This is a genomic window from Pseudoxanthomonas sp. LjRoot127 (genome assembly GCF_964253495.1).
GTDB lineage: Bacteria > Pseudomonadota > Gammaproteobacteria > Xanthomonadales > Xanthomonadaceae > Pseudoxanthomonas_A.
On sequence record NZ_CAXUQR020000001.1, the window covers coordinates 871171 to 892480 of the forward strand.

General features: G+C 67.1%; 17 protein-coding genes. 2 read left to right on the plus strand and 15 right to left on the minus strand.

Going from position 1 to position 21310, the window contains the following annotated elements:
• Positions 1-40: 40 nt before the first annotated feature.
• Entirely contained in the window at positions 41-601 is a 561-nt protein-coding gene (locus ACSQ19_RS04165; protein ID WP_436000218.1) for a flavin reductase family protein, read from the plus strand.
• 3 nt (positions 602-604) lie between these two features.
• On the opposite strand, the gene ACSQ19_RS04170 is transcribed toward ACSQ19_RS04165, so the two are convergent.
• Genes ACSQ19_RS04170 through ACSQ19_RS04180 form a run of 3 tightly spaced genes read right to left on the minus strand, consistent with a single transcriptional unit; the run spans position 605 to position 3157 of the window.
• Complete coding sequence (locus ACSQ19_RS04170) at positions 605-1126, minus strand: energy transducer TonB (RefSeq protein ID WP_436000220.1); 522 nt, start codon at positions 1124-1126, stop codon at positions 605-607.
• On the minus strand, positions 1126-2799 hold the full coding sequence (locus ACSQ19_RS04175; protein ID WP_436000222.1) for a TonB family protein: 1674 nt from the start codon (positions 2797-2799) through the stop codon (positions 1126-1128). Before ACSQ19_RS04175 ends, ACSQ19_RS04170 begins: the two co-directional genes overlap by 1 nt.
• Positions 2789-3157, minus strand: coding sequence for a BlaI/MecI/CopY family transcriptional regulator (locus tag ACSQ19_RS04180; RefSeq protein WP_436000224.1), 369 nt, complete (start codon positions 3155-3157; stop codon positions 2789-2791). Before ACSQ19_RS04180 ends, ACSQ19_RS04175 begins: the two co-directional genes overlap by 11 nt.
• A 110-nt stretch (positions 3158-3267) precedes the next feature.
• On the opposite strand from ACSQ19_RS04180, the gene ACSQ19_RS04185 reads away from it, so the two are divergent.
• A complete protein-coding gene (locus tag ACSQ19_RS04185) occupies positions 3268-5220 on the plus strand; it encodes an acetyl-CoA hydrolase/transferase C-terminal domain-containing protein (RefSeq protein WP_436000226.1) in 1953 nt (650 codons plus the stop codon).
• 119 nt (positions 5221-5339) lie between these two features.
• Here ACSQ19_RS04185 and ACSQ19_RS04190 read toward each other — a convergent pair whose 3' ends face one another.
• From ACSQ19_RS04190 to ACSQ19_RS04245, 12 genes are all read right to left on the minus strand, one after another.
• Positions 5340-5843, minus strand: coding sequence for a hypothetical protein (locus ACSQ19_RS04190; protein ID WP_436000228.1), 504 nt, complete (start codon positions 5841-5843; stop codon positions 5340-5342).
• A 14-nt stretch (positions 5844-5857) separates the two neighbouring features.
• Positions 5858-7813 (minus strand): XVIPCD domain-containing protein, encoded by a 1956-nt coding sequence (locus ACSQ19_RS04195; RefSeq protein ID WP_436000230.1) that lies wholly within the window; start codon positions 7811-7813, stop codon positions 5858-5860.
• 15 nt (positions 7814-7828) lie between these two features.
• Positions 7829-8344, minus strand: a complete 516-nt coding sequence (locus ACSQ19_RS04200; RefSeq protein WP_436000232.1) for a hypothetical protein — start codon at positions 8342-8344, stop codon at positions 7829-7831.
• Positions 8345-8860: 516 nt separating this feature from the next.
• Positions 8861-10858 carry a transketolase gene (gene tkt, locus ACSQ19_RS04205; protein ID WP_436000234.1) on the minus strand — a complete coding sequence of 666 codons (1998 nt, stop codon included), beginning with the start codon at positions 10856-10858 and terminating at the stop codon, positions 8861-8863.
• Positions 10859-10957: 99 nt separating this feature from the next.
• Positions 10958-12271: a dicarboxylate/amino acid:cation symporter gene (locus ACSQ19_RS04210; RefSeq protein ID WP_436000236.1), complete on the minus strand. Its 1314-nt coding sequence runs from the start codon at positions 12269-12271 to the stop codon at positions 10958-10960.
• 139 nt (positions 12272-12410) lie between these two features.
• On the minus strand, positions 12411-14075 hold the full coding sequence (locus tag ACSQ19_RS04215; RefSeq protein WP_436000238.1) for a BatD family protein: 1665 nt from the start codon (positions 14073-14075) through the stop codon (positions 12411-12413).
• The gene (locus ACSQ19_RS04220; protein ID WP_436000240.1) at positions 14072-15820 is read right to left on the minus strand and encodes a VWA domain-containing protein; all 1749 of its coding nucleotides are present in this window, start codon (positions 15818-15820) and stop codon (positions 14072-14074) included. Before ACSQ19_RS04220 ends, ACSQ19_RS04215 begins: the two co-directional genes overlap by 4 nt.
• A complete protein-coding gene (locus ACSQ19_RS04225; protein ID WP_296278557.1) occupies positions 15817-16839 on the minus strand; it encodes a vWA domain-containing protein in 1023 nt (340 codons plus the stop codon). The genes ACSQ19_RS04220 and ACSQ19_RS04225 overlap by 4 nt, the downstream gene beginning before the upstream one ends.
• Positions 16836-17288: a DUF4381 domain-containing protein gene (locus ACSQ19_RS04230; protein ID WP_436001095.1), complete on the minus strand. Its 453-nt coding sequence runs from the start codon at positions 17286-17288 to the stop codon at positions 16836-16838. Before ACSQ19_RS04230 ends, ACSQ19_RS04225 begins: the two co-directional genes overlap by 4 nt.
• 2 nt (positions 17289-17290) lie before the next feature.
• Complete coding sequence (locus ACSQ19_RS04235) at positions 17291-18187, minus strand: DUF58 domain-containing protein (protein ID WP_436000243.1); 897 nt, start codon at positions 18185-18187, stop codon at positions 17291-17293.
• 31 nt (positions 18188-18218) lie between these two features.
• Positions 18219-19205, minus strand: a complete 987-nt coding sequence (locus tag ACSQ19_RS04240) for an AAA family ATPase (RefSeq protein ID WP_436000245.1) — start codon at positions 19203-19205, stop codon at positions 18219-18221.
• A 170-nt stretch (positions 19206-19375) separates the two neighbouring features.
• Positions 19376-21301, minus strand: a complete 1926-nt coding sequence (locus tag ACSQ19_RS04245) for a type IV pilus secretin PilQ (RefSeq protein WP_299346606.1) — start codon at positions 21299-21301, stop codon at positions 19376-19378.
• Positions 21302-21310 lie beyond the last annotated feature (9 nt).

Below are 21310 nucleotides of genomic sequence, written 5' to 3' on the forward strand. Positions count from 1 at the left end.
CGTCGTCGTAGGATGCGGCGAGGCCCCAGGAGCGCCCCGCATGACACACCCCAAGCGCTGGAAGTCCCTGCCCGTTGACCGGACCCGTCACTACCTGGAGCCGGGGCCCGTCGTGCTGGTGAGCACCGCGCACAACGGCGAACGCGCGATCATGACGCTGGGCTGGCACATGATGCTGGGTTACGACCTGGTCGGCACCTATATCTGGGACGCGAACCGCAGCCACGCACTGGCGCGCGCGAGCCGCGCCTGCGTGATCAACTTGCCGACCGAGGGCCTGCTGGACACCGTCGTACGCATCGGCAACTGCAGCAGCACCGAGCAGGACAAGTTCGAGCGCTTCGGCCTGACCGCGTTGCGCTCGCGCGAAGTGGACGCGCCGCGGATCGCCGAATGCCACGCGCAGTTCGAGTGTCGCTTGCACGAAACCCGCATCACCGCCGACTACCCGCTATTCGTATGGCGCGTGGTGGCAGCACACGTCGCGCCCTCGCCGCGCGTGCCCCGCACGGTGCATTACCGAGGCGAAGGCCGCTTCATGGTCGCCGGCCACGAGATTTCCCGACGCCGCCTGTTCCGACCGGACATGCTGGCGCAGTGAGCGTCAGCGTTTTCGCGCTGCCACGCGCTGCCTGCCTTCGCGGATTTCGAAAGTGAAGGCATAGGCCAGCGTGACCGGCACGACACGCGCCTGCACGCGTTCGCCGGCGCAGCCGTATCCGTTCCAGTCCCGATCACGACTCGTGGCGTCCGGATAGTCGCAGAACATCGCGGGTTCGAAGGTCCATCCCGACACCGCGGAGAGCGCCGCATCGCGCAACAGTGGCTGCGCGGCGCCATCCGCGCAGCCTGCCTGACGCAGCGGCACGACTTGCGTCGCCTTGCCCTTGTCATCCACCACGAACGCCACGCACAACGTGAACGCCGGCAGTTCGCGCGGCATGCCCGCCGACGGGAACGCGGGGCTGGCCGTATCGATGGGTACCGGGTAGACGAAGGCCTGGTGTGCCGCCATTTCGTAACGCCCGGCCGCTTCAGGCAGCAACAGGCGCTGCCCGATGCTGTCGATACGGTGCGCGCAGCCGCTGACCAGCCACACTGCGATGGCACATGCGAAGAAACGCATTAGGGCTTGTTGGCAACGCGCTGCCCGCAGGACACCTTGCGACCGTCTTCGCCATCGAACTTCATCTCATCGCATTCCAACGTCCTGAGGGATGTCGACTGCGACATGTCGAGCGTACTCCAGGCCGTGGGCGGATCAATCTCCGACGATCCTTCGCGTCCGTCCGGATCGCCGTCGACGTCGTAGCGAATCGGCACGCGTACCCAGCCTTCGCCGCGCATGCCATTCTCCATGGGCGGCTCGAACGTCCACTGCCGGGCGGCGGCGAGCGACGCTTCATCGAACAGTCCGGCGGGCTCGGAGGATTCCACGATCGCCTCGCGAACGCGGCCGTCCGGTCCCACGCGCAGTTTCAGCACCACCAGCCCGCTCTGGCCGCGCGCCTTCGCGTCTTCCGGGTAGGCGGGCGCGGGCTGTTTCGGCACGCTGGCCTCGTCCGGCCCGGGCGCGCCGTCGTGCCGGCTGACGATCATCGACAGCGCGAACGTCGAGCTGCCATCCGGCGGGGTAACCTCGATACGCATCGCCTTGTCGAGCAGACCCATCAGTACCGGTTTGGACACAGGCTTGCCGTCCACGCTGATGTCCCCGGCGAGCCTCACCTGGCCTTCTGCCGCAGGATCGACGACCAGCTCGATGCGCCACGCGCGGCCGGCTTTCGTCGTCGATGCGAAACCCACCTTCTGGCCCGGCCAGTCGCGCAGGACAACGTCCTGGCGTTCGCCATCGACCTCCAGCGTCGCACCAATCCGGTAGTGGAAGTCGTGTGCGCCCTGCGCCTGTGCAGCGGGCTGCGCAGCCCACGCGGCGATGCCGGTGCCAGCGACCAGCAGCATGACCAGGGCGGCGGCGGCGAACCGTCGGGTGCGGCTGCGCAAAGGGTGCTTCAGCATGGCGATCCTCTCCTTGAGGGGGTGGTGGTGCGTCCAGTGGCAGCCCACGGGCAGCGGGATGCCAGCCAGATGCGCCTTCAGCATCGCTTCGCCGTAGGTGCGGCGCTCGCCGGGATGGCGTGCGACCACGGCCGCGTCGCAGGTGAACTCCTGGTCCAGGCGGTGCAGGCGCGACGCGAGGTGCATCAGCGGGTTGAACCAGAACACGCTGCGCAGCAGCGCGGCGAGCAGGTTGCCGAACAAGTCGCCGCGGCGGATGTGCAGGCGCTCGTGGCACAGCACCAGCGCGCGCTCAGCGTCCGTGTAGCGTTTGTCGAAGTCCGCCGGCAGCAGGATTTTGGGCCGCAGCACGCCGTAAGCCGCCGGAAGGCCCGCGCTGTCGCTCGCTCGCAGCACGCCCGGCGCGACTTCCGTCATCGGCCCCACGGCACGGATGAAGCGCCGCTGTTGCGCGGCCAATCGCGCAACCATGATGAAGGCGCCGGCGCCCCAGAACGCAAGCAGCAACGCCGGCAGCGCGGGCCATGACGCGTTTGCTTCGACGGCCGCCACCGATGCAGGCTGCAGTACGACAGCCTGCGGCAGCACCCACTGCGTCTCGGCGTGACGGGCCGGCACCAGGACCGCCACGCAGGCCAGTGGTACGCAGATCCACAGCGCGTGCGCAGTCGCGGCGCCGAGATGACGACGCAGCGGGACACGGAGGATCATCACCAGCAGGATGGCCAGCGTGCTGGCGATGGTCGCTTCGAGCAGGGCCATCATCGCGTCATTCGCCATCGTCGAGCTCCGCGATCAGGCGTTTCAGTTCGGCGATATCGGCCGAGGAGAGTTTGCGCTGCTCGCTGAAATGCGCGACCAGCGGCGCCACACGCCCCCCGAACAGGCGGTCCACCAGCCCCGCGCTCTGCTCCGCCAGCCAGGCATCGCGGCTGAGCACGGGCGAATACAGATAGCGACGCCCCTCCTTCTCGGCCTGGATCGCGCCCTTGTTGAGCAGGCGGTTGAGCAGGGTCTTCACCGTCGGCTCCGCCCATTCCGCGCGGCCGGCCAAGGCCGCGACCACGTCTTCCGCACTGGCGGGATGGCGCCGCCACAACACGTCCATCACCACAGCTTCCGCATCGCTGATCGACATACGTTTACGCCTGTAATTTTTATTGATTACGCACGTAAACAAAGACCGTGTCAAGCCCTTCCGTGCTCCCATTCGTCGGCGGATCACTTGGCTTCGCCTAAGCTGCGCACATGACCCCACGCCACCTGACCGATCTCGACGAAGCCGTCGACCTGATCCTGGCCCACACCTACGGGCCGCTGCGCATGGGCGCGCCGCTCGGCATCGGCAAGCCGCACCGCCTGCTCAATGCGCTTTACCGGCGCGGCGTAGCGGACCCGTCGCGCCCGTGGTCGCTCTACACCGCGCTGTCGCTCGATCCGCCTGCGGGTGGCAGCGGACTGGAGGGACGATTCGTGAAGCCGTTCGCCGCGCGGCATTTCGGCGAGGACTTCCCGCGGCTGGACTACGTGCAGGCGATGAAGCGCGACGCGCTGCCCGCGCACATGGAGGTGGAGGAGTTCTACATGCAGGGCGGAGCGCTGCTCCGCTCCACCACCGCGCAGCGCCTGTACGCCAGCCTCAACTACACACACGTTGCCCGGGCACTCGCCGACCGCGCGCTCAACGTGATCGTGCAGAAGGTCGCGCGCGAACCGGGCGGCACGCGGCTGTCGTTCTCGTGCAACAACGACCTGACCCAGGATGCCGTCGATGCCATCGTGGCGCGCGGCCTGCCGCGCCCCTTGCTGGTGGCCGAGATCGATCCGCACCTGCCGTGGATCGGTGGCACCGCGGCGGTGGAAGAGGCCTACTTCGACATCGTCATCACCCCGCCTGGCCCTTATCCGCCCCTGTTCGGGTTGCCGCGCCAGCCGGTATCCGACGTCGATTACGCCATCGGCCTGTATGCCAGTGCGCTGGTCCGCGATGGCGGCACGCTGCAGATCGGCATCGGCGCGCTCGCCGATGCGCTGTGCCACGCACTGGTGCTGCGCCACACCGACAACGCCACCTACCGGCGCATCCTGGCCGCCCTCGATCCCGCGCTGGAGCAACATCCTGCCGTGCTCGCCAGCGGTGGCCTCGACCCGTTCGCCATCGGCCTGTACGGCTGCAGCGAGATGGTCAACGAGGGCTTCAAGCGACTGGTCGAGACCGGCGTGATCCGGCGCAAGGTGGTGGATGACGAAGCACTGATGCGGCGCGTCGCCGACGGCACGGCCAATCTCGGCGACCTGGCGCGTCTGGAGCGCGATGGCGAGTACCTGCATGGCGCGTTCTACCTGGGGTCGCCCGCGTTCTACCAGTGGCTGCGCGACCTGCCGGACGACCAGCGCCGTGCCATCGGCATGCGCCGCATCAGCCTGATCAACGAACTTCAGCGCGACCATGAGCCACTCGCCCGCCTGCAGCGCCACGACGCCCGCTTCTTCAACTCCTGCATGATGGTCACCGCGCTCGGTGCCGCCGTCTCGGACGGACTGGAAGACGGCCGCGTGGTGTCCGGCGTGGGCGGACAGTACAACTTCGTCGACATGTCCAACACCCTGGATAACGCACGCAGCGCGTTGATGTTCCGCGCCGTGCGAGACGATGCCGGCGCGCCCGCCTCCAACGTCCGCTGGAATTACGGCCACACCACCATTCCCCGCCACCTGCGCGACCTCTACGTCAACGAATACGGTATCGCGGACCTGCGCGGCAAGAACGACGAGGATTGCGTGATCGCGATGGGCGGAATCACCGATGCGCGCTTCCAGCCGGCACTTGTCGAGCGCGCGAAGCACGAAGGCAAGCTGCGCAGCGGCTTCCATGCGCCCGGCCACTGGATCGACAACACGCCGGTGCACCTGTCCGCGCGCCTGCACGCCTTCCGTCACGACGGCACGCTGCCGGACTATCCGCTCGGCAGCGACTTCACCGAGGTCGAACAGCGCATCGTCAAAGCCCTGGGTTGGCTGAAGGCCAACACGGCGACGCCCTGGAAGAAGATCGGCACGGTCATGCGTGCGCTAAGTGCCACGTCAAACGATGCCGAGGCGATGGCGCGCATGGCGCTGGCGACGCCCGGGACGTTGGGCGAACGCCTGGAAGCGAAGCTGCTGGCACTCGGCTTGCGGGAAACGCGGCAGTCTTCATGACCACGCCAAGCAATCCGTAACGGCGTCATTCCGGCAGAAGCCGGGACGACGGGCTGGGTCAAGACAGGGACTTGCACGGCGACATGGCAAGGCGGAGCTGCCACTCCTTGCCGCTTCTGCTACTTGCCTGACCTGCCGTCCACCAGGAAGTATTCCTTGCCGCGACTCTTCCACGTTGCCGACTCCGGATCGATGGCGATGCACGGACGACCTCCGCAGGAGGTGATTTCGACATGCTGGGAGGCGTGCCGGACTTCAGCCGACACCTCGGCCGCATCTGCGCGCAGTTGGGCATCCTTCAGCCGTTGGTACTCGTGACGAAGCAGCAGAAGCAGGCCGGCGTACAACAACGCGAAGCCCGCTGCGACGGCGATCAGGCCCCGCCAAGCTTTGCCGGTCACCGGCCGCAGCGCTATTTCGGTCTTCTGCTGCTGCTCCTGGAACAGACGAACCATCGCATGCTTCAGCTTGGCCTCCTCGGCCTCGCGCGTGGCCGCCAGTTCGGCACTGACTACATGCGCCTTCTGCAGGCTCTCGGCCACCTGTCGCGCCTGCTTGTCGGCGGCATCCTCGAGCCGCCCTACCGCCAACATCAAACGGCGGATGGCATCCGTGTCGTTCATTGCGTTCCCCTCGGCTACCTTGCCATTCCCTGCTGCTGTTCCTGCACTTGCCGTTGCTGCGCGTCGATGATGGTCTGCTGTTCCTGCCGCTGCGTTTCCTCGTTGAACGCCTGCATGCTCTGCCCCAGCGGTTGCTCAGACGCCTGCGCTGGGTTGATCGTATCCGTCCGCCGATCCAGGATCGGATTGTGTGGGTGGTTCCACACAGCCATCAGGCCACCGTCGCGGGTCTGGACGAGAGCGCTGATTTCCGGCAGGTGATCGCGCCGCGCCTCCAGTGCGATCGTGCCGGCGAGTTGTTCGCGCTGTCGCTGCGTCCAGTGGGCATCCATCTGCGGCTCCAACCGTTCCAGGTGATCCATCGCCTGATTGAACAGCGGAGTATCCCGGGCTTGCGCTAGCCATGGCTTCTGCCGGGCCTCCCAGGCCTGAGCATCGGCCAGTGACTCGACCCACAAACGTCGACCATCAGGCGATTCGGTGAACTCCTTCTGCAGGACTTTGGCAGCGGCCTGGTCACCCACCTGCAGCGCATCGATCCAGCGATCGACCACCGGGTCGCCACTGGCGCGGATCCGCCCTGCAGCCACGATCGGCACGTGCTGATGGTCGTGCCCCATGCTGGCATCCTGGGTGTGGTGGAAATGGCCGGGCTTCGCCGGGATCTGGCTCGTGTCCAGATAAGGGCGCGGCGCTTTGTTAGCGCCAAGGTCCAGCCCTTCCATTTCGATCAGATTTTCCTTCAAGCCGAGGACCGCCATGTCGATGGCGATCTGCGGGCGCGCGCCTTTGTATGACACATTGGCCCGGTCTTCTGCGGCGACGATCTGCTCAAGCGCCCAGGTACCGTAGTAGTTGGGATAGTCGGCGGTGGGGTTGGGTTTGTGTTCGCCGATGCCCACGGGGCGTTGGCCGGGCTGCGCATGCACATGGGATGGGCGATCGAAGTAGTGCTGGCCCATCGCCGCGATGTTGGCGGGGTTCTGCGACAGGCTGCCGTCTTGGTTGAAGGTGAGGCCCTGGTTGATACTGAGCGCCTTGGTAACAGGGTCGCGCTGGACAAAGTCCAACGTCCTGTCATTACCTGCGTCTGCCATCATGTCCAAGCCTGGCATGGAAGGATTAAGCTGTCGCTCGCGACTCAACAGCGCGTTCCAGCCTGCGATCTCTGCTTTCGCCTCATCCTCTCGCCCTGCTTGGATGTAAGCCCGCAACTCGTCCGTATAGTCGTGTATGTGCCCTTGCGCCTTAGCTTGGACGGTTATGCTCCGGACGAATATCCCAGTCGCATTATCCTTAGCGGCATTGTTAAAGCCATGCCGGATCTCGTGACCTAATACGAAAGTCATATCTCGAACATCGTATCTGCCAAGGGGATTTGCGGGTGTATTGGTTTGCAAACCCGACGGAGACAGATTGATGCCTTTCGGCGTGCCGTCCTGTCGCACCGTATTTCCGTCATAAGTGGCTCCTGCCGCCATTCCGTTGCCCAACAGACTGAAATGCTGCACGTGCCCCTGTCTTATCGCGTCTTTCATCTGATCCGCCAGCACGGGCGATCCGTTAAGTGCAGACTGCAGGTTGGTCACCATGTCCTGATCAACGGCGTGGATCTTCCCGGCATGGTCCTGCCAAGTCTTGTAGGCGAAATCGACGGTGATCGCCTGTAGCCCGATCACTGCCTTCAAGTCATCGCTTGCCGTCGTGCCGACGGGCCGAAAGCTAGTCGCCGGCAACGTGATCACACCGGCCTGCTTGTCGTAGGTGCCGATCAAACTGGGTGATGTACTCGACATCTCCAAGGCAAAGCCCTGAAGCTGACGGGTGACGGCCTGCTGGTTGAGCACGTTTAGCCGGTTGGGATCGGCGAGGACCGCTGCCCGCAATTGGGCCTCCTGGACCGGCGTGGCACCGGGCTGAGCGGCAAACCGCGAAAGTGCGGCCTCAAGTTGCGGATTTGGCTTGACCATCCTCTTGCTCCTGCGTCAGTTCAATGTACCGATGGACTTGACGCACAGTCTGCCCGGCGTTCCTGCTACCACGTTTTGCGGAATGATCGAAAGCGTGATATCGCCCTTGTAATAGCGCCAGCTCCGCAACTCACCAATCTCTCCGTAGATCGGAGCATCACGAAAACCCACCGCTAGCAACGCATTGTGGTAATCCTCGAAATCCAAGTTGCACGCGAAAGCAGGGAAATCGGGAAAACGCTCACCTGGCTTCCCGAACGCCAAGCTCATTCCACGGAGCAAGGAAGGCGAACCGGCGATGTAGTCGAGGCTGAAGTACCACCCTTCACCTAATGGCTGGCTATACCCGTACAGGTATTCTGGCGTGCCATCAAAGCGCTTCAGCGGGACGCCCAACACTCTCTGGACGCGCTCAAGATTCAGATCTTCCCGTGACTCTAAGCCCTCGATCAGCTTCAGGAACCGCCTGCCGATTTCTTCGGCAGAAAGTGCTGGACTCTCAGTCGCAGGGCTGGTGTCTGACGCGGCCATGGCAGCTATCTCCTTGGCAAGTACGGATGTCTCGGATGAGGTGGCGCAACCGGCAGAAATCACGGTAACAGTCGCTAGAAGCAGTGATGCGACACGGCGGAAATGTGCACTTCGCAGAGGTGGCATCATCATGGCGTTCCATCGCATGGGCTTCCCGCCAAACCTATCACCGCGCATCAGGAATTGGAAATCCGCCTTGCCGCAAAACGCGGGAGCCCGCTGCAACGCACTTGTATGCGATGAAGTCACACTGGGCAGCGGCCCAGGTTGTGACACGACGCAATCTGCCCGCGAAGTCATTCCGATGCGGTGGCAACAGGAGTGGGGCCCTTCAGTCCAGCAGCCAGCACAGGCCCACAGAAACGAAGCGACGACGGCTTTTAATGGATATACGGGTAGCAACACCGGCATCGGAAAGCGACGTTGAAGCAATATCGTCTTGCCTGAACTTTTCATTGGGTCCAAAAGAAAAGCCGGGCAATGCCCGGCTTTTCTCGGTCTTGCGGTACGTCCCGCTCAGAGCGACTTCGCCGCCTCGACCACTGCGTCCGCGGTGATGCCGAAGTGCTTGTACAGCGCGTCGGCCGGCGCGGAGGCGCCGAACGTGGTCATGCCGATGACCGCACCATCCAGACCCACGTACTTGCCCCAGAAATCGCTGATCGCGGCTTCGACGGCGACGCGCTTGCGCACGGCCTTGGGCAGCACGGCCTCGCGGTAAGCCGCGTCTTGGCGATCGAACACGTCGGTCGACGGCATCGACACCACGCGCGTCTTGATGCCCTGCGCATCCAGCATGGCCTTGGCCTGCGTGGCCAGGCCGACTTCAGAACCGGTTGCTATCAGGATGACGTCCGGCGTGCCATCGGCATCGGCCAGCACGTAGCCGCCGCGCGCGATATCGCCCACCTGCGCCTCGGTGCGCGGCTGGTGCGGCAGGTTCTGGCGCGAGAACACCAGGCAGCTCGGGCCGTCCTGGCGGACGATGGCCTGCTTCCACGCCACTGCCGATTCCACCGCGTCGCACGGACGCCACACGTCGTTGTTCGGGATGTAGCGCAGCGAGGCCAAGTGCTCCACCGGCTGGTGCGTGGGGCCGTCTTCGCCCAGGCCGATGGAGTCGTGCGTGTACACGTGGATGGCGTGCGCCGGGATCAGCGCGCTCATGCGCACGCCGTTGCGCGCGTAGTCGCTGAACACCAGGAAGGTGGCGTCGAACGGCACGAAGCCGCCGTGCAGCGCCAGGCCGTTCGCGATCGCGGTCATGCCGAACTCGCGCACGCCGTAGTACACGTAGTTGGCGTTCGGATCGGTGGTGGAGACCGACTTGCTGGCCTTCCACAGCGTGAGGTTGGAGTGCGCCAGATCGGCCGAGCCGCCGACCAGTTCCGGCAGCAGCGGCGCGAACGCTTCGATGGCGTTCTGCGAAGCCTTGCGCGAGGCGATCACCGGGCCCTCGGCCTGCACCTTGGCGATGTAGGCATCGGCCTGGGCGACGAAGTCGGCGGGCAGTTCGCCCGAGGCACGGCGCTTGAGTTCGGCGGCCTGCTCCGGGTACTGCGCGGTATAGGCGTCGAGCAGGGCGTTCCAGTCGGCTTCCAGCGCCCTGCCGGCCTCGACCTTGTTCCAGCCTGCGTAAATATCTGCCGGAACCTCGAACGGACCGTACGGCCATTCCAGCGCGACGCGCGTGGCTTCCAGCTCGTCCTTGCCCAGCGGTGCGCCGTGACTGGATTCCTTGCCGGCCTTGTTCGGCGAACCGAAACCGATCGTGGTGCGGCAGCAGATCAGCGTGGGCTTGTCGGTGGCCTTCAGCGCGGTATCGATCGCGGTCTTGATCTCGACCGGGTCATGGCCGTTGACGTTGCGCACGACCTGCCAGCCATAGGCTTCGAAGCGGGCCGGCGTGTCGTCGGTGAACCAGCCATCGGTGTTGCCGTCGATGGAAATCTTGTTGTCGTCCCAGAAGCAGACCAGCTTGCCCAGGCCCCAGGTGCCGGCGAGCGAAGCGGCTTCATGCGACACGCCTTCCATCAGGCAGCCGTCGCCCATGAAGACGAAGGTGCGGTGATCGATGAGGTCGTGGCCTTCGCGGTTGAAGCGCTGCGCGAGCAGCTTCTCGGCCAGCGCGAAACCGACCGCGTTGGCGAAGCCCTGGCCGAGCGGACCGGTGGTGGTTTCCACGCCCGGCGTTTCGTGGCGCTCCGGGTGGCCGGCGGTCTTGCTGTGCAGTTGGCGGAAGTTCTTGAGTTCCTGCAGCGGCAGGTCGTAACCGGCCAGGTGCAGCAGCGCGTAGTGCAGCATCGAGCCGTGGCCGTTGGACAGCACGAAACGGTCGCGGTTGAACCAGTGCGGGTTCGACGGGCTGTGGCGGTAGTAGTCGTTCCACAGTACTTCGGCGATGTCGGCCATGCCCATGGGCATGCCGGGGTGACCGGAGTTGGCGGCCTGCACCGCGTCGGCGGCGAGGAAACGGATGGCGTTGGCGAGCTGGCGGCGGGTGGGCGTCGTCATGGGGAGTCGGAACAGGGGGCGGCGCCCGGCGGGCTGCGGGCCGCTCATTGTCCCACCCCCTGCCCGCCCTGTCGCGGTTGCAGCGTGCTTTCCGGGGTGTTAGCCCGGCTGCCCCGGCAGTTTCACGTCGGCGCGCTCGCCCTTGGCCACCAGCGAGGCCAGGGTCAGGTCGCCGGTGACGTTCAGCGTGGTGCGGCACATGTCGAGGAAGTGGTTCACGCCCAGGATCAAGCCGATGCCGATGGGATTGACGCCCACCATGGCGCAGATCAGCGCCACCACCGGCAGCGAACCGGAGGGCACGCCGGCCGTGCCGATGCCGCCCAGGATGCACACCAGCATCACCATGAACTGCTGCCCCAGCGACAGGTCCACGCCGAAGAACTGGGCCAGGAAGATCACCGTCACGCCCTCGAACAGCGCGGTGCCGTTCTGGTTGGCGGTGGCGCCCACGGTCAGCACGAAGCGCGACACCGTGCGCGGCAGGCCCAGTTTCTCGTCGGCCACGCGCAGTGCGGTGGGCAGGGTGGCGTTGCTCGACGCGGTGGAGAACGCCATCACCATCGCTTCCTGCGCGCCGCGGAAGAACTTCAGCGGCGAGTAGCCGGCGAGCTTCAATGCGACGGAGTAGCTGACCAGCAGGTGTAGTGCCAGCGCGAGCACGACCACGAACACGTACTGCCCCAACCTCAGCAGCAGGTCGAACCCGAAGATCGCGGCCAGGTTGAACATGAAGCAGGCCACCGCGTACGGAGCGAGGCGGATCACCAGGCCGATCAGCGTCATCGAGATCTCGAACACACCCTCGATGCCGCGCTTCAGGATGCCGGTGTTCTCCGACGGGGTCAGCACCAGGCCAATGCCGAACATCACCGCGAAGAACATCAGCGACAGGATCGCCGCGTTGCTCGACGCCGCACCGATCACGTTGTCGGGCACGATCGACAGCAGCATGTCCATGCCGGTCGGCTGACTGCCGACGCTGGCGACGATTTCCTTGGTGCGCTCGGCGTTCTCGGCGATCAGCTGCTGCGCCAGCGCAGGATCGACGCCGACGCCAGGCTTGAACACATTGACCAGCAGCAGGCCCAGCAGCACGGCGACCGCCGACAGCACGATGGTATAGGCGAGCGTCTTCCAGCCGATCCGGCCCAGCGCGCGGATATCGCCCATCTCGGCGATACCGCAGACCAGGGCCGAGAAAAGCAAGGGCACGATCAGCATGAAGATCAGGTTGAGGAAGATCTTGCTGAAGGGCGTGGTGACGTACTTCGTCACGTCCTGCACCCAGCCGGCATCGCCCTGGCCGGTGGCATGCACGATGAGTCCGACGATCAGGCCGACGCCGAAGCCGATGGCCATCTTCCAGTGCAGAGGGAGTCTGGCGCGCTTGGCGGGCGTAGCGTCGGTCATCGGCAGTTCCTGCAGGGGCAAAGGCGGGAGCTTAGCAAACCCGGTGCAAGGCCCCGGCGCGCCTCGTGTGCAACGTCGGGCGTGGCGGCGTGAGTCGTCTCCCTTCTCCTGACGATGACGAACATGGGCACGATGTCCCCTATCTTGGATACAGGGGCGGCAACGGCTCTTCCTCCGCGCGCATGAGCGGCGCAGACCACTGCGGACCTCCGCGGAACGCTTCGCGCAATGCGGCACGCGCCTGCGCGGCATCGCCCCCCGCCCAGCGGGCACGCCGCAGCAGATCCACCGCGTTCCGCTGCGCCGGTGCGACGAGGCGACGCTGCAGCTCGTCGAGGTCGCCCGCGACGGGATGCGCCATGCCACAGAGCACGTGTTCGATGTCGTCCAGATCGCCGGCGTCGAGCACGCGCTTCAAGTCGGCGGCGGTGTGGGTGGCGCGCGAAGCCGCTGCGTGGGGCAGGTCCAGTGGCGCGGCGGGGAACTCGCGCACGACGCGCGCACCCGGCTGGCGACGCGACAGTGCCCATACCAGCGTCGCGAGCCACAGCAGCGCGAAGCCGGCAGCCAGCCATGGCCACAGATGCGGGGGCATGCGCCGTTCACCACCGGTGGCGACCAGCCCCCCTTCTTCCCCGCCCTGCGAGGCCAGAGCAGGGTTGCCTGCTGCGGCCGGCGCGATTCCCGCGGCAACCGGCAGGGTCAGGTCGGGAAGCGTCGCGCGCTTCGCCGTTCCCGCGCGCACGTCCCACCACGCCATCGCCATTCCCGGCACGGCGAGCGCACCGGGCCGGGCCGGGACGAGGGAGTAGCGCCGCGTCAGCTTCACCTGCGGCGTTCCACCGACGAAGGTCTCGTCGTACTGCGGCGGCTCGGCAAGGACCTGTGCGCCCGGCACCGCCGGTGCGGGGAATTCCGGCAGCTGCGCCTGCGTGGCGCCGACGACCGTGGCTTCGATCGCCAGCGTCGCGGCCTCGCCGGCGCGCAGCTGCTCGGGCACCGCGGTATAGCGCAGGCGCACGTCGCGCACGGGCAGCCAGGGTTGCGGCGCGGTGGCAGGTTGCGGCCGTACCTGCAGCGTGCGCGGCGATCCTGTGATGTTGACGTCGCGGCCGCTGCCGCCGAACAGGTCGTCCATCCAGCCGCCCGCCGTCCTTCCGCGAAAGCGCGCGCCAGGCAGGGTCAGGGGGCCGCTGCGCTCGGGCACGAGCAAGTACCTGCGCTCGGCCGTGCTGTAGCGCCGCCCATCGATCTCGCGGCTGGATTGCACGATCTCGCCCACGCGTTGCAGCAGGGCGCCGTCGGGAGGATCGAGATCCAGCTCGCCGGACAGCGGCGTGGCGTAGAACAGCCGCACCGTGATGCCGACCGACTGCTGCACGTAGGGATCCGCGTCGTCGATCTCGGTTTCGACGAACACCAGCCCGTTGGCGGCGGCACTCGCGGTCGGCGTAGCCGTCACCTCCAGCACCAGCGGTGCGGTACGGTCGTTGCCCACCTGAAGGGCGGGAATCGCGAGCGAGCCCGCGCGGCGCGGTCGCAGGGTGAGCGCGAAGGTGGTGCTGCTGCCCATGCGTCCGTTCACCCAGCGCACGCTGCGACTGTCCGACTGGCCTTCCACGTTGAAGTCGCGCATCAGTGGCGTCAGGTCCGGCGTGGCGGACACCGCATCGGTCTCCACGTTCAAGGTCACCGTTTGCCCCAACGCCACTTGCGACTGTTCCAGCCACGCGCGCGTGGCCGCCAGCGAGGACAGCGGCCACGCCACCAACAGGCACATCCACAACCACGCCCGGTATCTCATCGTCCTTCTCTCTGGCGGCGTTCCTGTTCGAGCCGGAACTTCGCCTTCAGCAGCGAGCCGGGTTCGTCCGGCACGCGTTTCAACCATGCGTCGACCGCTTGCCGGCGTTCGCGCGCTTCCGCGGATTCGACCTGCGCGGCGGGCGTGTCCCCACCGGGCGGTCCGGCGCGCTGTGCCGCCGCTTGCGACATCGCCTGGCGCATGCGCTCGCGTTGTGCCGCATCAGCGGCGGACTGCGTGGCGGCATCGGGAGGCGATGCGGGAGGTGCTTCGGAAGAGGGGCGTCCAGCCGGTGGCGCCTTTGCTTGCTGCGTCGACGTCGCCCCCGAAGAGGAAGAGCGCGAGGGCTTGTCGGGCGCATCCGCACCTGCGTTGGCCGGGCCTTGCGATCCTTGGGAGCCCTGCTGGCCCGCACCCTGCTGCCCAGACTTCCCGTCGTTGTCTCGAGGGGACGGCGGGCGCTTGCGGGCCGCATCGACCGCGGCCCGGTTCGCCACCGCATCGGGCATGCCCGGCCTCGCGCGCAGCGCACGATCGTAGGCGGCGATGGCGTCGTCGTACCGTTGCTGCTTCGCCAACGCATTGCCGAGGTTGTACCAACCCTCCGCCGAGGAGATGCCGCTGAACGCCTTTTCAGCGGCGACGTAATCGCCTTTCCGATAGGCGTCGGCGCCGTGCACCAGGCGCGCGTGTTCGGCCTGGTCGCTGCGCTGCCACCAGTCCAGGCCGGCGGCCGATGCGGGTTGCGCCATCGGCAGCCACAACGCACCCAACAAGACCAGGGGCGCGCCGCGGCGGAACCCCAGCAACGCGAGCGCCATCAGCGGAACCAGCAACCAGTAGCCTTCGTCACGCCACGCCTTGCCGACGCCGGACGACGCGCCGCCTTGCTCCGCCATGCGCGGGGACCGCAGTGCCAGCGCGGCGATGTCGGCCTCGTCGGTGGTGAGCGTCGCGTAACGACCGCCGCCATCGCGGGCGAGGCGACGCAGCGATGTCGCATCCAGCGCCGCGCGCCCGATCACACCGTCGCCGCCGCGGTAGGCGGCGCCGGATGCCGTGCCCAATCCCAGTACGGAGACGGTGTGGCCCTGCGCGTGCGCGGCGGCGGCGGCGGCCGTCGCTTCTGCGTCCGCGCGATCGGTAAGCACCAGGATGTCGCCGCCCCGGACATCCGCCTGCGTCATCAAGCGGGCGGCCCACGCGATGCCACGGTCGGTGCGCTGCCCATCCACCGGCATGATGTCCGGCGACAGGTCGTCGAGGAACAGGCCGATGTTGGCCACGTCGTCGGTCAGCGGCGCTACGGTGAACGCGTCGTCGGCATAGGCGACCAGCGCGACGGGGCTTCCCGCGCGCGCAGCCAGGATCTGTCCGAGCTTTGCCCGCGCCTGCAACACTCGCGATGGCGGCAGATCGCTCGCGGTGGTACGGCTGGAAAGATCGAGCACGACCACCAGAGGCCGCTGCACCTGCCAGAGGGGTTGGTCGACCTGGCGCCAACTCGGGCCCGCCAGCGCCAGTACCGCCAGTACGTAGGCGATGCTTGCCACCGCCAGGCCAGCGCGTACCCGCACGCTGCCCTGCACCAGCAGGTGCGGCAGGAGGTGCGCATCGACATGCCCCCGCCATGCACTGCGGCGCTGTCGCTGCACGCGCCAGGCCCACATCAACACGGGCAATGCCGTCAGTGCCCACAACCAGTGGGGACGGAGGAAGTGCAACGCCGTCCAGTCCATGCTCATGCATGCCTCCGCGGCAGCACGAACGCGAGCAGCGACACCAGCAACGCCGCGGCGAGCGGCCACGCGTAGCGCTCGATGCGTGGGCGCACCGCCCTGCCCGGCTGCTCCACCGGCTCCAGCCGGTCCAGTTCGGCGTAGATGCCTGCCAGCTCGCGCGTATCGCGCGCGCGGAAGAAGCGCCCGCCGGTCTGCGAGGCGACATCGCGCAGGGTGGCTTCATCGATGGCCTCGGCCGAACTCGCCGGCATCGGCAAGGGGATGCCGAACACGCTGATGCCGCCATCGCCACCAAAGGCGATGGTATGGATGCGCACGCGCTCTTCCTTTGCCAGTTCCGCGGCTTTGGCGGGCGTCAGCACGCCGGCGGAGTTGACGCCGTCGGTGAGCAGGATCAGCACGCGCTGGCCATCCTGCTGCGTGCGCAGGCGGCGCACGGCGAGTGCGATGGCATCGCCGATGGCGGTTTCGCGACCGGCGAGGCCCGCGACGGCATCGCGCAATTGGTCGCGCACCGTCTGCAGGTCGCGCGTCAGCGGCGTCATGGCATACGCCCGCTGGCCGAAGACCAGCAGGCCGACGCGGTCGCCGTCGCGTCGATCGAGGAAATCCGCAAGCACGGCCTTGGCAGCCGTCAGGCGATCGACGACGGCGCCGCCCAGCTCCATGTCCGGCTCGGTCATGCTGCCGGACAAATCGACCGCGAGCATCAGGTCGCGTCCACTCACCGGGGGCGTCACGGCGTCGCCGAACTGCTGGGGTCGTGCAGCGGCGGCGCACAGCAGGAACCACGCCAGCCACGCCAGCGCAGCCGCGCGCTTTGGCAGACCACGCCCTCCCTGCCGGGCGATCGCCTGCACCGCGGGCCCGTACGGCACCTTCAGCCCATCGGTCTGGGTCTGCCGCGCCGGCAGCAGCCAGCGCACCAGCCACGGCAACGGAAACGCCAGCCACAGCCACGGCCACGCGAAGCCCGCGTACCCATCCTGCAGCCACTGCAGCACCGGCAGAGACGCGCTCATCGCCGGCCCGCCATCAAATCGAGGAATCGCTTGCGCGCCACGTCCGTCGCGGCCGACAGTTCCGCAGGCGCCACCTCGCGACGGAAGCCCCCCTCGAGCAGCAGGCGACCCGGCCCCTGCGAAAACGCACGGCCCTGCGTACCGTCGAGGAACGCCAGCCACGCATCACCCTGCAGGCGATCGGCAGACGGATCACACCGTCGTGCGGCCCGGCGCAGCCGCTCGGACATGGCGGCGACCTGCTCTGCGGGCGAGCCGCCTGCGATCGCGGCGTCGAACCAGCGCAGCCAAGCCTGCCGCGTGCGACGTCGATGCCAACGCCATGCAACAACACCCGCCACCAGCAAGGCGACGACGCCCGCGACCAGCCACCATCCCGGCGCCAGCGGCCACCACGGCGGCGAAGCCGGTACATGGACATCACGCAGCACCAGCGTTGCCAATCCCATGGTCATGCCACCTGCGGCTGGGCGCGGCCCAGCGCCGCCAGCCAGGCGTCGCTGGGTGCATCGGTCGACAGCGTGCGCACCTGGACGCCACGTGCAGGCAGGCGATCCAGCGCGCGCTCCAGAGGCTGCTGGAACTCCATGCGCCAAGCCTCGCGTTGCGACGGGCTGGCCAGGTCGAGCTCCACGCGCTGGTGGCCCACGACGAACGGCAGGCGCCGGGAAGGCGGCGCCGTTTCGAGCGGATCGGTCAGCAACAGGACGACGACATCGTGGTGAGCGGCCAGCGCAGGCCAGCGCGATTCCGGAATGGACGCCAGGCTGTGCGGATCGGCCAGCACCAGTAACCGTGAGCCGGGCCGCAGCAGCCGTGCGGCGTGGTCCAGCGCGAAGGCGAGCCCGAGATCATCGGGCGGCGGCGCGGCATACCAGCGCACCAACGCATCGAGCACGCGCAGCGCACCGCGCGTGCCGGACGCCGGCGGAACGGGCGCTTCCGCCAGGCTGCCGCGGAGGATGGCGAGGCGATCCCCGTCGCGCGCAGCCTGCCACGCCGCGACTGCGCCAGCGCGCGCCGCCTGCACGGACTTGAAGCGTGTTCGCGTACCGAAATAGAGCAGCGGCGAGGTATCGGCCACGATCAGCGTCAGCCGTTCGCGTTCGGCCTGGAACAGCTTGGTGTGGGTACGGCCGCTGCGCGCGGTCAAGCGCCAGTCGATGTGGCGCACGTCGTCGCCCGCGACATACTCGCGCGACTCCGCATACTCCATGCCACGACCCCGCATCGGCGAGGCCGACGGGCCACTCACCGAATGCCGGCCCCGCCGGGCGGGCGGGCGACGCTGCGCGCTCGCACGCAGCGCGATCAACTCGGCCAGGGTGGGCAGGATGCCTTCGTTCATCGGCAGGACACGCGCGAGTGGAATCCCGGGCTCAGGGCAACGGAACCGCGTCGAGCAACGCCTTCACCAGGCGATCGCCGTCCCAGCCCTCCGCGGTCGCCTCGTAGCTCGGCAGCACGCGATGACGCAGCACGTCCGGTGCGATCGCACGGATGTCGTCGGGCGTGACGTAGTCGCGACCCGACAACCACGCGCGCGCGCGCGCGCACCGTTCGAGCGCGATGGAACCGCGGGGACTCGCGCCCCAGGCGATGCGCCGCGCCAGCGTAGCGTCGTAGCGGGAGGCGTCGCGCGAGGCGAGCACCAGTTCGATCAGATAGCGCTCGAGCGCCGGCGCCAGATGCAGGTCGAGTACCTGCGCGCGCGCTTGGAAGACATCATCCAGCGGCATGCGCTCGACCGCCGCGTGCACCGACTGCATCTGCTCACGCGCCCGGTCACGCGCCAAGCGCAGGATTTCCGCTTCGGCCGCGGCCTCGGGATATCCGATCTTCACGTGCATCAGGAACCGGTCAAGCTGCGCCTCCGGCAACGGGAAGGTGCCCTCCTGCTCGATCGGGTTCTGGGTCGCCATCACCAGGAACAGGGCCGGCAGCGGGTACGTGTGCCGACCCACGGTCACCTGGCGCTCGCCCATCGCCTCAAGCAGCGCGGACTGCACCTTCGCGGGCGCGCGGTTGATCTCATCGGCCAGCAGGAGGGGATGGAAGATCGGCCCGGCCTGGAATTCGAAGCGCGCCTCCTGCGGCCGCCACACTTCCGTCCCCGTCAGGTCCGCCGGCAGCAGATCCGGGGTGAACTGCACGCGGGCGAAGTCCGCATGCAACCGCGACGCCAGCGCGCGGATCGCGGTGGTCTTCGCCAGTCCCGGGGCGCCCTCGACCAGCAGGTGACCGTCCGCCAACAAGGCGATCAGCAGGCGCTCCACCAGCGCGGCCTGGCCGACGATGGCCTGCGAGAGGTCGTCGCGCAGGGTAACGAAGCGATCGAACAATCCGGGGGGAGACGGGAGGTCCATGAGCGTTGGATGGCGGAGGGTGCGTGTGGGACCCACAGTCTGCCACGCGGGTTCCCCGACCCCGCTGCCGGTACCGAAGCGGATTCAGCGGAAGTTCGCGGCGGTTCGACGGATCAGAACGAAGAAGGGCCGCTTCCGCGGCCCTTTTCCGATCCGTGCAGAACGAGGGATCAGCGCTTGTTGACCGACAACACCTTCGGGGTGATGAAGATCAGCAACTCTGCCTTCTGCTTGCTGCGGCCCTTCTTCTTGAACAGGTTGCCCAGGAAGGGGATGTCGCCCAGGAACGGCACCTTGGAGACGCTGCTGCGATCGGTGAACTCGTACACGCCGCCGATCACCACGGTCTGGCCATCTTCCACCAGGACCGCCGTGTTGATCTCGCGCTTGTCCAACTCCGGCACGCTGCCGTAGCCTTCCAGCGTGATGTAGCGGTTCACTTCGTCCTTCTTGACGTTGAGATTAAGGAAGACGCGGTTGTCGTTGGTGATGGTGGGCATCACCTTCATCTCCAGCAACGCCTCCTTGAACTGCACGTTCGGCGTGGCTACGCCACCCTGGCCGGCCGTGATCGTGACATAACCGACCTCCTTGCCTTGGCGGATGACGCCCTCGCGCTGGTTGGCGGTCACCAGGCGCGGGTTCGAGATGACTTCGCCGCGACCTTCTTCCTGCATGGCGGACAGTTCGAGGTCCAGGTCGAAGTTGCGACCCAGAAGCGTGTACGCGATCGCTCCGGCGGCCGACTGGGTGAATCCGCCCGCCGGCAGATTGACATTCAGATCACGCGGCAGGATGCGGTCATCACCGTTGCCCACGTTCACATTGTCGGTGATGTTGCCGCCGATGATCTGCGTGCGATCGCCAGTACGGCGGGCATTGATACCGAAGCGTGCGCCCAGGTCGCGGGCAAACGTGTCGGTTGCGATCACGATGCGACCTTCGATCAGAACCTGATCGACGGGACGGTCGATCGTCGAAATCAGCTCGCGCATCTGCGCGACCTTCTTCGGAATGTCGCTGATCATCAGCATGTTGGTGCGTTCGTCAGCGACGATGCGACCGCGCGGCGACAGGAAGCCGTTCTCCTGGTCGCGCCCGCCATTGCCACCCCCGCCACTGCCGCTGTTGCCCTGGTTGCCGATGCCCTTGGCCTCGGTCAGTGCCTTGAAGATCGCGGCGGCGCTGTGGTAGTTGATCTGGACGTAATCCGTGACCATGTCCTCGCGATTCTCGATCGCGATGCGGGCGTCTTCCTTGTCCTGCTCGAACTTGGCCAGCTCGGGCTGCGGCGCAACCCAGACGACCGCGCCGTCACGGCGTTTGTCCAGGCCTTTCGCCCGCAGGACGATGTCCAACGCCTGGTCCCACGGTACGTTGACCAAGCGCAGCGTGACGTTGCCCTGTACGGTATCCGACGCAACGATGTTGAGGTTGGACTCTTCCGCGATCAGCTGCAGTACCGTCCGCACCGGGACGTCCTGGAAGTTGAAGGTGACGGGGCGACCGCTGTAACGACGGGCCTCGGCTGCCACCCGCTGCGCCGCTGCGACAACCGCCGAGGCACTGGTACCGCCGACAGCGCCCGGGGCTCCCATTGCCTTCTGACCCGCGCTGGGCACGATCTCGACGACGTATTCGTTGCCGGTCTGGTAAGCCAGGGACTCGAAGTTGCCGCGCGTGCTGAGCACCAGCTGCGTGCCCGCTCCCTTGCTCTGCGCATCGACGCGCTGCACGGGCGTGGCGAAGTCGGTGACGTTCAGCGCTCGCTGCAGGGATGCAGGCAGCGTCGCGTTGCCGACGTTCACGACTACGCTATCGCCCTGGTTGCGAAGGTCGGGCGTCGCCCCCTGGCCATCGAACTTGATGACAAGGCGACCGGCCCCGTCCTCACCCCGGCGGAAATCGATGTTCGACACCGACACCGCAGACGCGGGCTGGGTAACGGCGACGGGGGACGTGGCCTGCGCCGTCGGCGAGACGGCACCCGCCGCACTTGCCGCGGCAAGCAGGCCGATGGCCAGCCCCAAAGAGCAGACCCGGAAGGTAGCCAGGCGCCGGGACGGCCGCAGGCGGTGGGCATTCGTAGCGGTCATCGTGTATCC

Coding starts and splice junctions, on each gene's coding strand:
- ACSQ19_RS04180 (WP_436000224.1), bottom strand. CDS start 3,157: ATGTCGATCAGCGATGCGGAAGCTGTGGTGATGGACGTGTTGTGGCGG.
- ACSQ19_RS04165 (WP_436000218.1), top strand. CDS start 41: ATGACACACCCCAAGCGCTGGAAGTCCCTGCCCGTTGACCGGACCCGT.
- ACSQ19_RS04185 (WP_436000226.1), top strand. CDS start 3,268: ATGACCCCACGCCACCTGACCGATCTCGACGAAGCCGTCGACCTGATC.
- ACSQ19_RS04175 (WP_436000222.1), bottom strand. CDS start 2,799: ATGGCGAATGACGCGATGATGGCCCTGCTCGAAGCGACCATCGCCAGC.
- ACSQ19_RS04200 (WP_436000232.1), bottom strand. CDS start 8,344: ATGGCCGCGTCAGACACCAGCCCTGCGACTGAGAGTCCAGCACTTTCT.
- ACSQ19_RS04220 (WP_436000240.1), bottom strand. CDS start 15,820: ATGAGCATGGACTGGACGGCGTTGCACTTCCTCCGTCCCCACTGGTTG.
- ACSQ19_RS04190 (WP_436000228.1), bottom strand. CDS start 5,843: ATGAACGACACGGATGCCATCCGCCGTTTGATGTTGGCGGTAGGGCGG.
- ACSQ19_RS04215 (WP_436000238.1), bottom strand. CDS start 14,075: ATGAGATACCGGGCGTGGTTGTGGATGTGCCTGTTGGTGGCGTGGCCG.
- ACSQ19_RS04195 (WP_436000230.1), bottom strand. CDS start 7,813: ATGGTCAAGCCAAATCCGCAACTTGAGGCCGCACTTTCGCGGTTTGCC.
- ACSQ19_RS04235 (WP_436000243.1), bottom strand. CDS start 18,187: ATGAACGAAGGCATCCTGCCCACCCTGGCCGAGTTGATCGCGCTGCGT.
- ACSQ19_RS04210 (WP_436000236.1), bottom strand. CDS start 12,271: ATGACCGACGCTACGCCCGCCAAGCGCGCCAGACTCCCTCTGCACTGG.
- tkt (WP_436000234.1), bottom strand. CDS start 10,858: ATGACGACGCCCACCCGCCGCCAGCTCGCCAACGCCATCCGTTTCCTC.
- ACSQ19_RS04225 (WP_296278557.1), bottom strand. CDS start 16,839: ATGAGCGCGTCTCTGCCGGTGCTGCAGTGGCTGCAGGATGGGTACGCG.
- ACSQ19_RS04230 (WP_436001095.1), bottom strand. CDS start 17,288: ATGGGATTGGCAACGCTGGTGCTGCGTGATGTCCATGTACCGGCTTCG.
- ACSQ19_RS04240 (WP_436000245.1), bottom strand. CDS start 19,205: ATGGACCTCCCGTCTCCCCCCGGATTGTTCGATCGCTTCGTTACCCTG.
- ACSQ19_RS04170 (WP_436000220.1), bottom strand. CDS start 1,126: ATGCGTTTCTTCGCATGTGCCATCGCAGTGTGGCTGGTCAGCGGCTGC.
- ACSQ19_RS04245 (WP_299346606.1), bottom strand. CDS start 21,301: ATGACCGCTACGAATGCCCACCGCCTGCGGCCGTCCCGGCGCCTGGCT.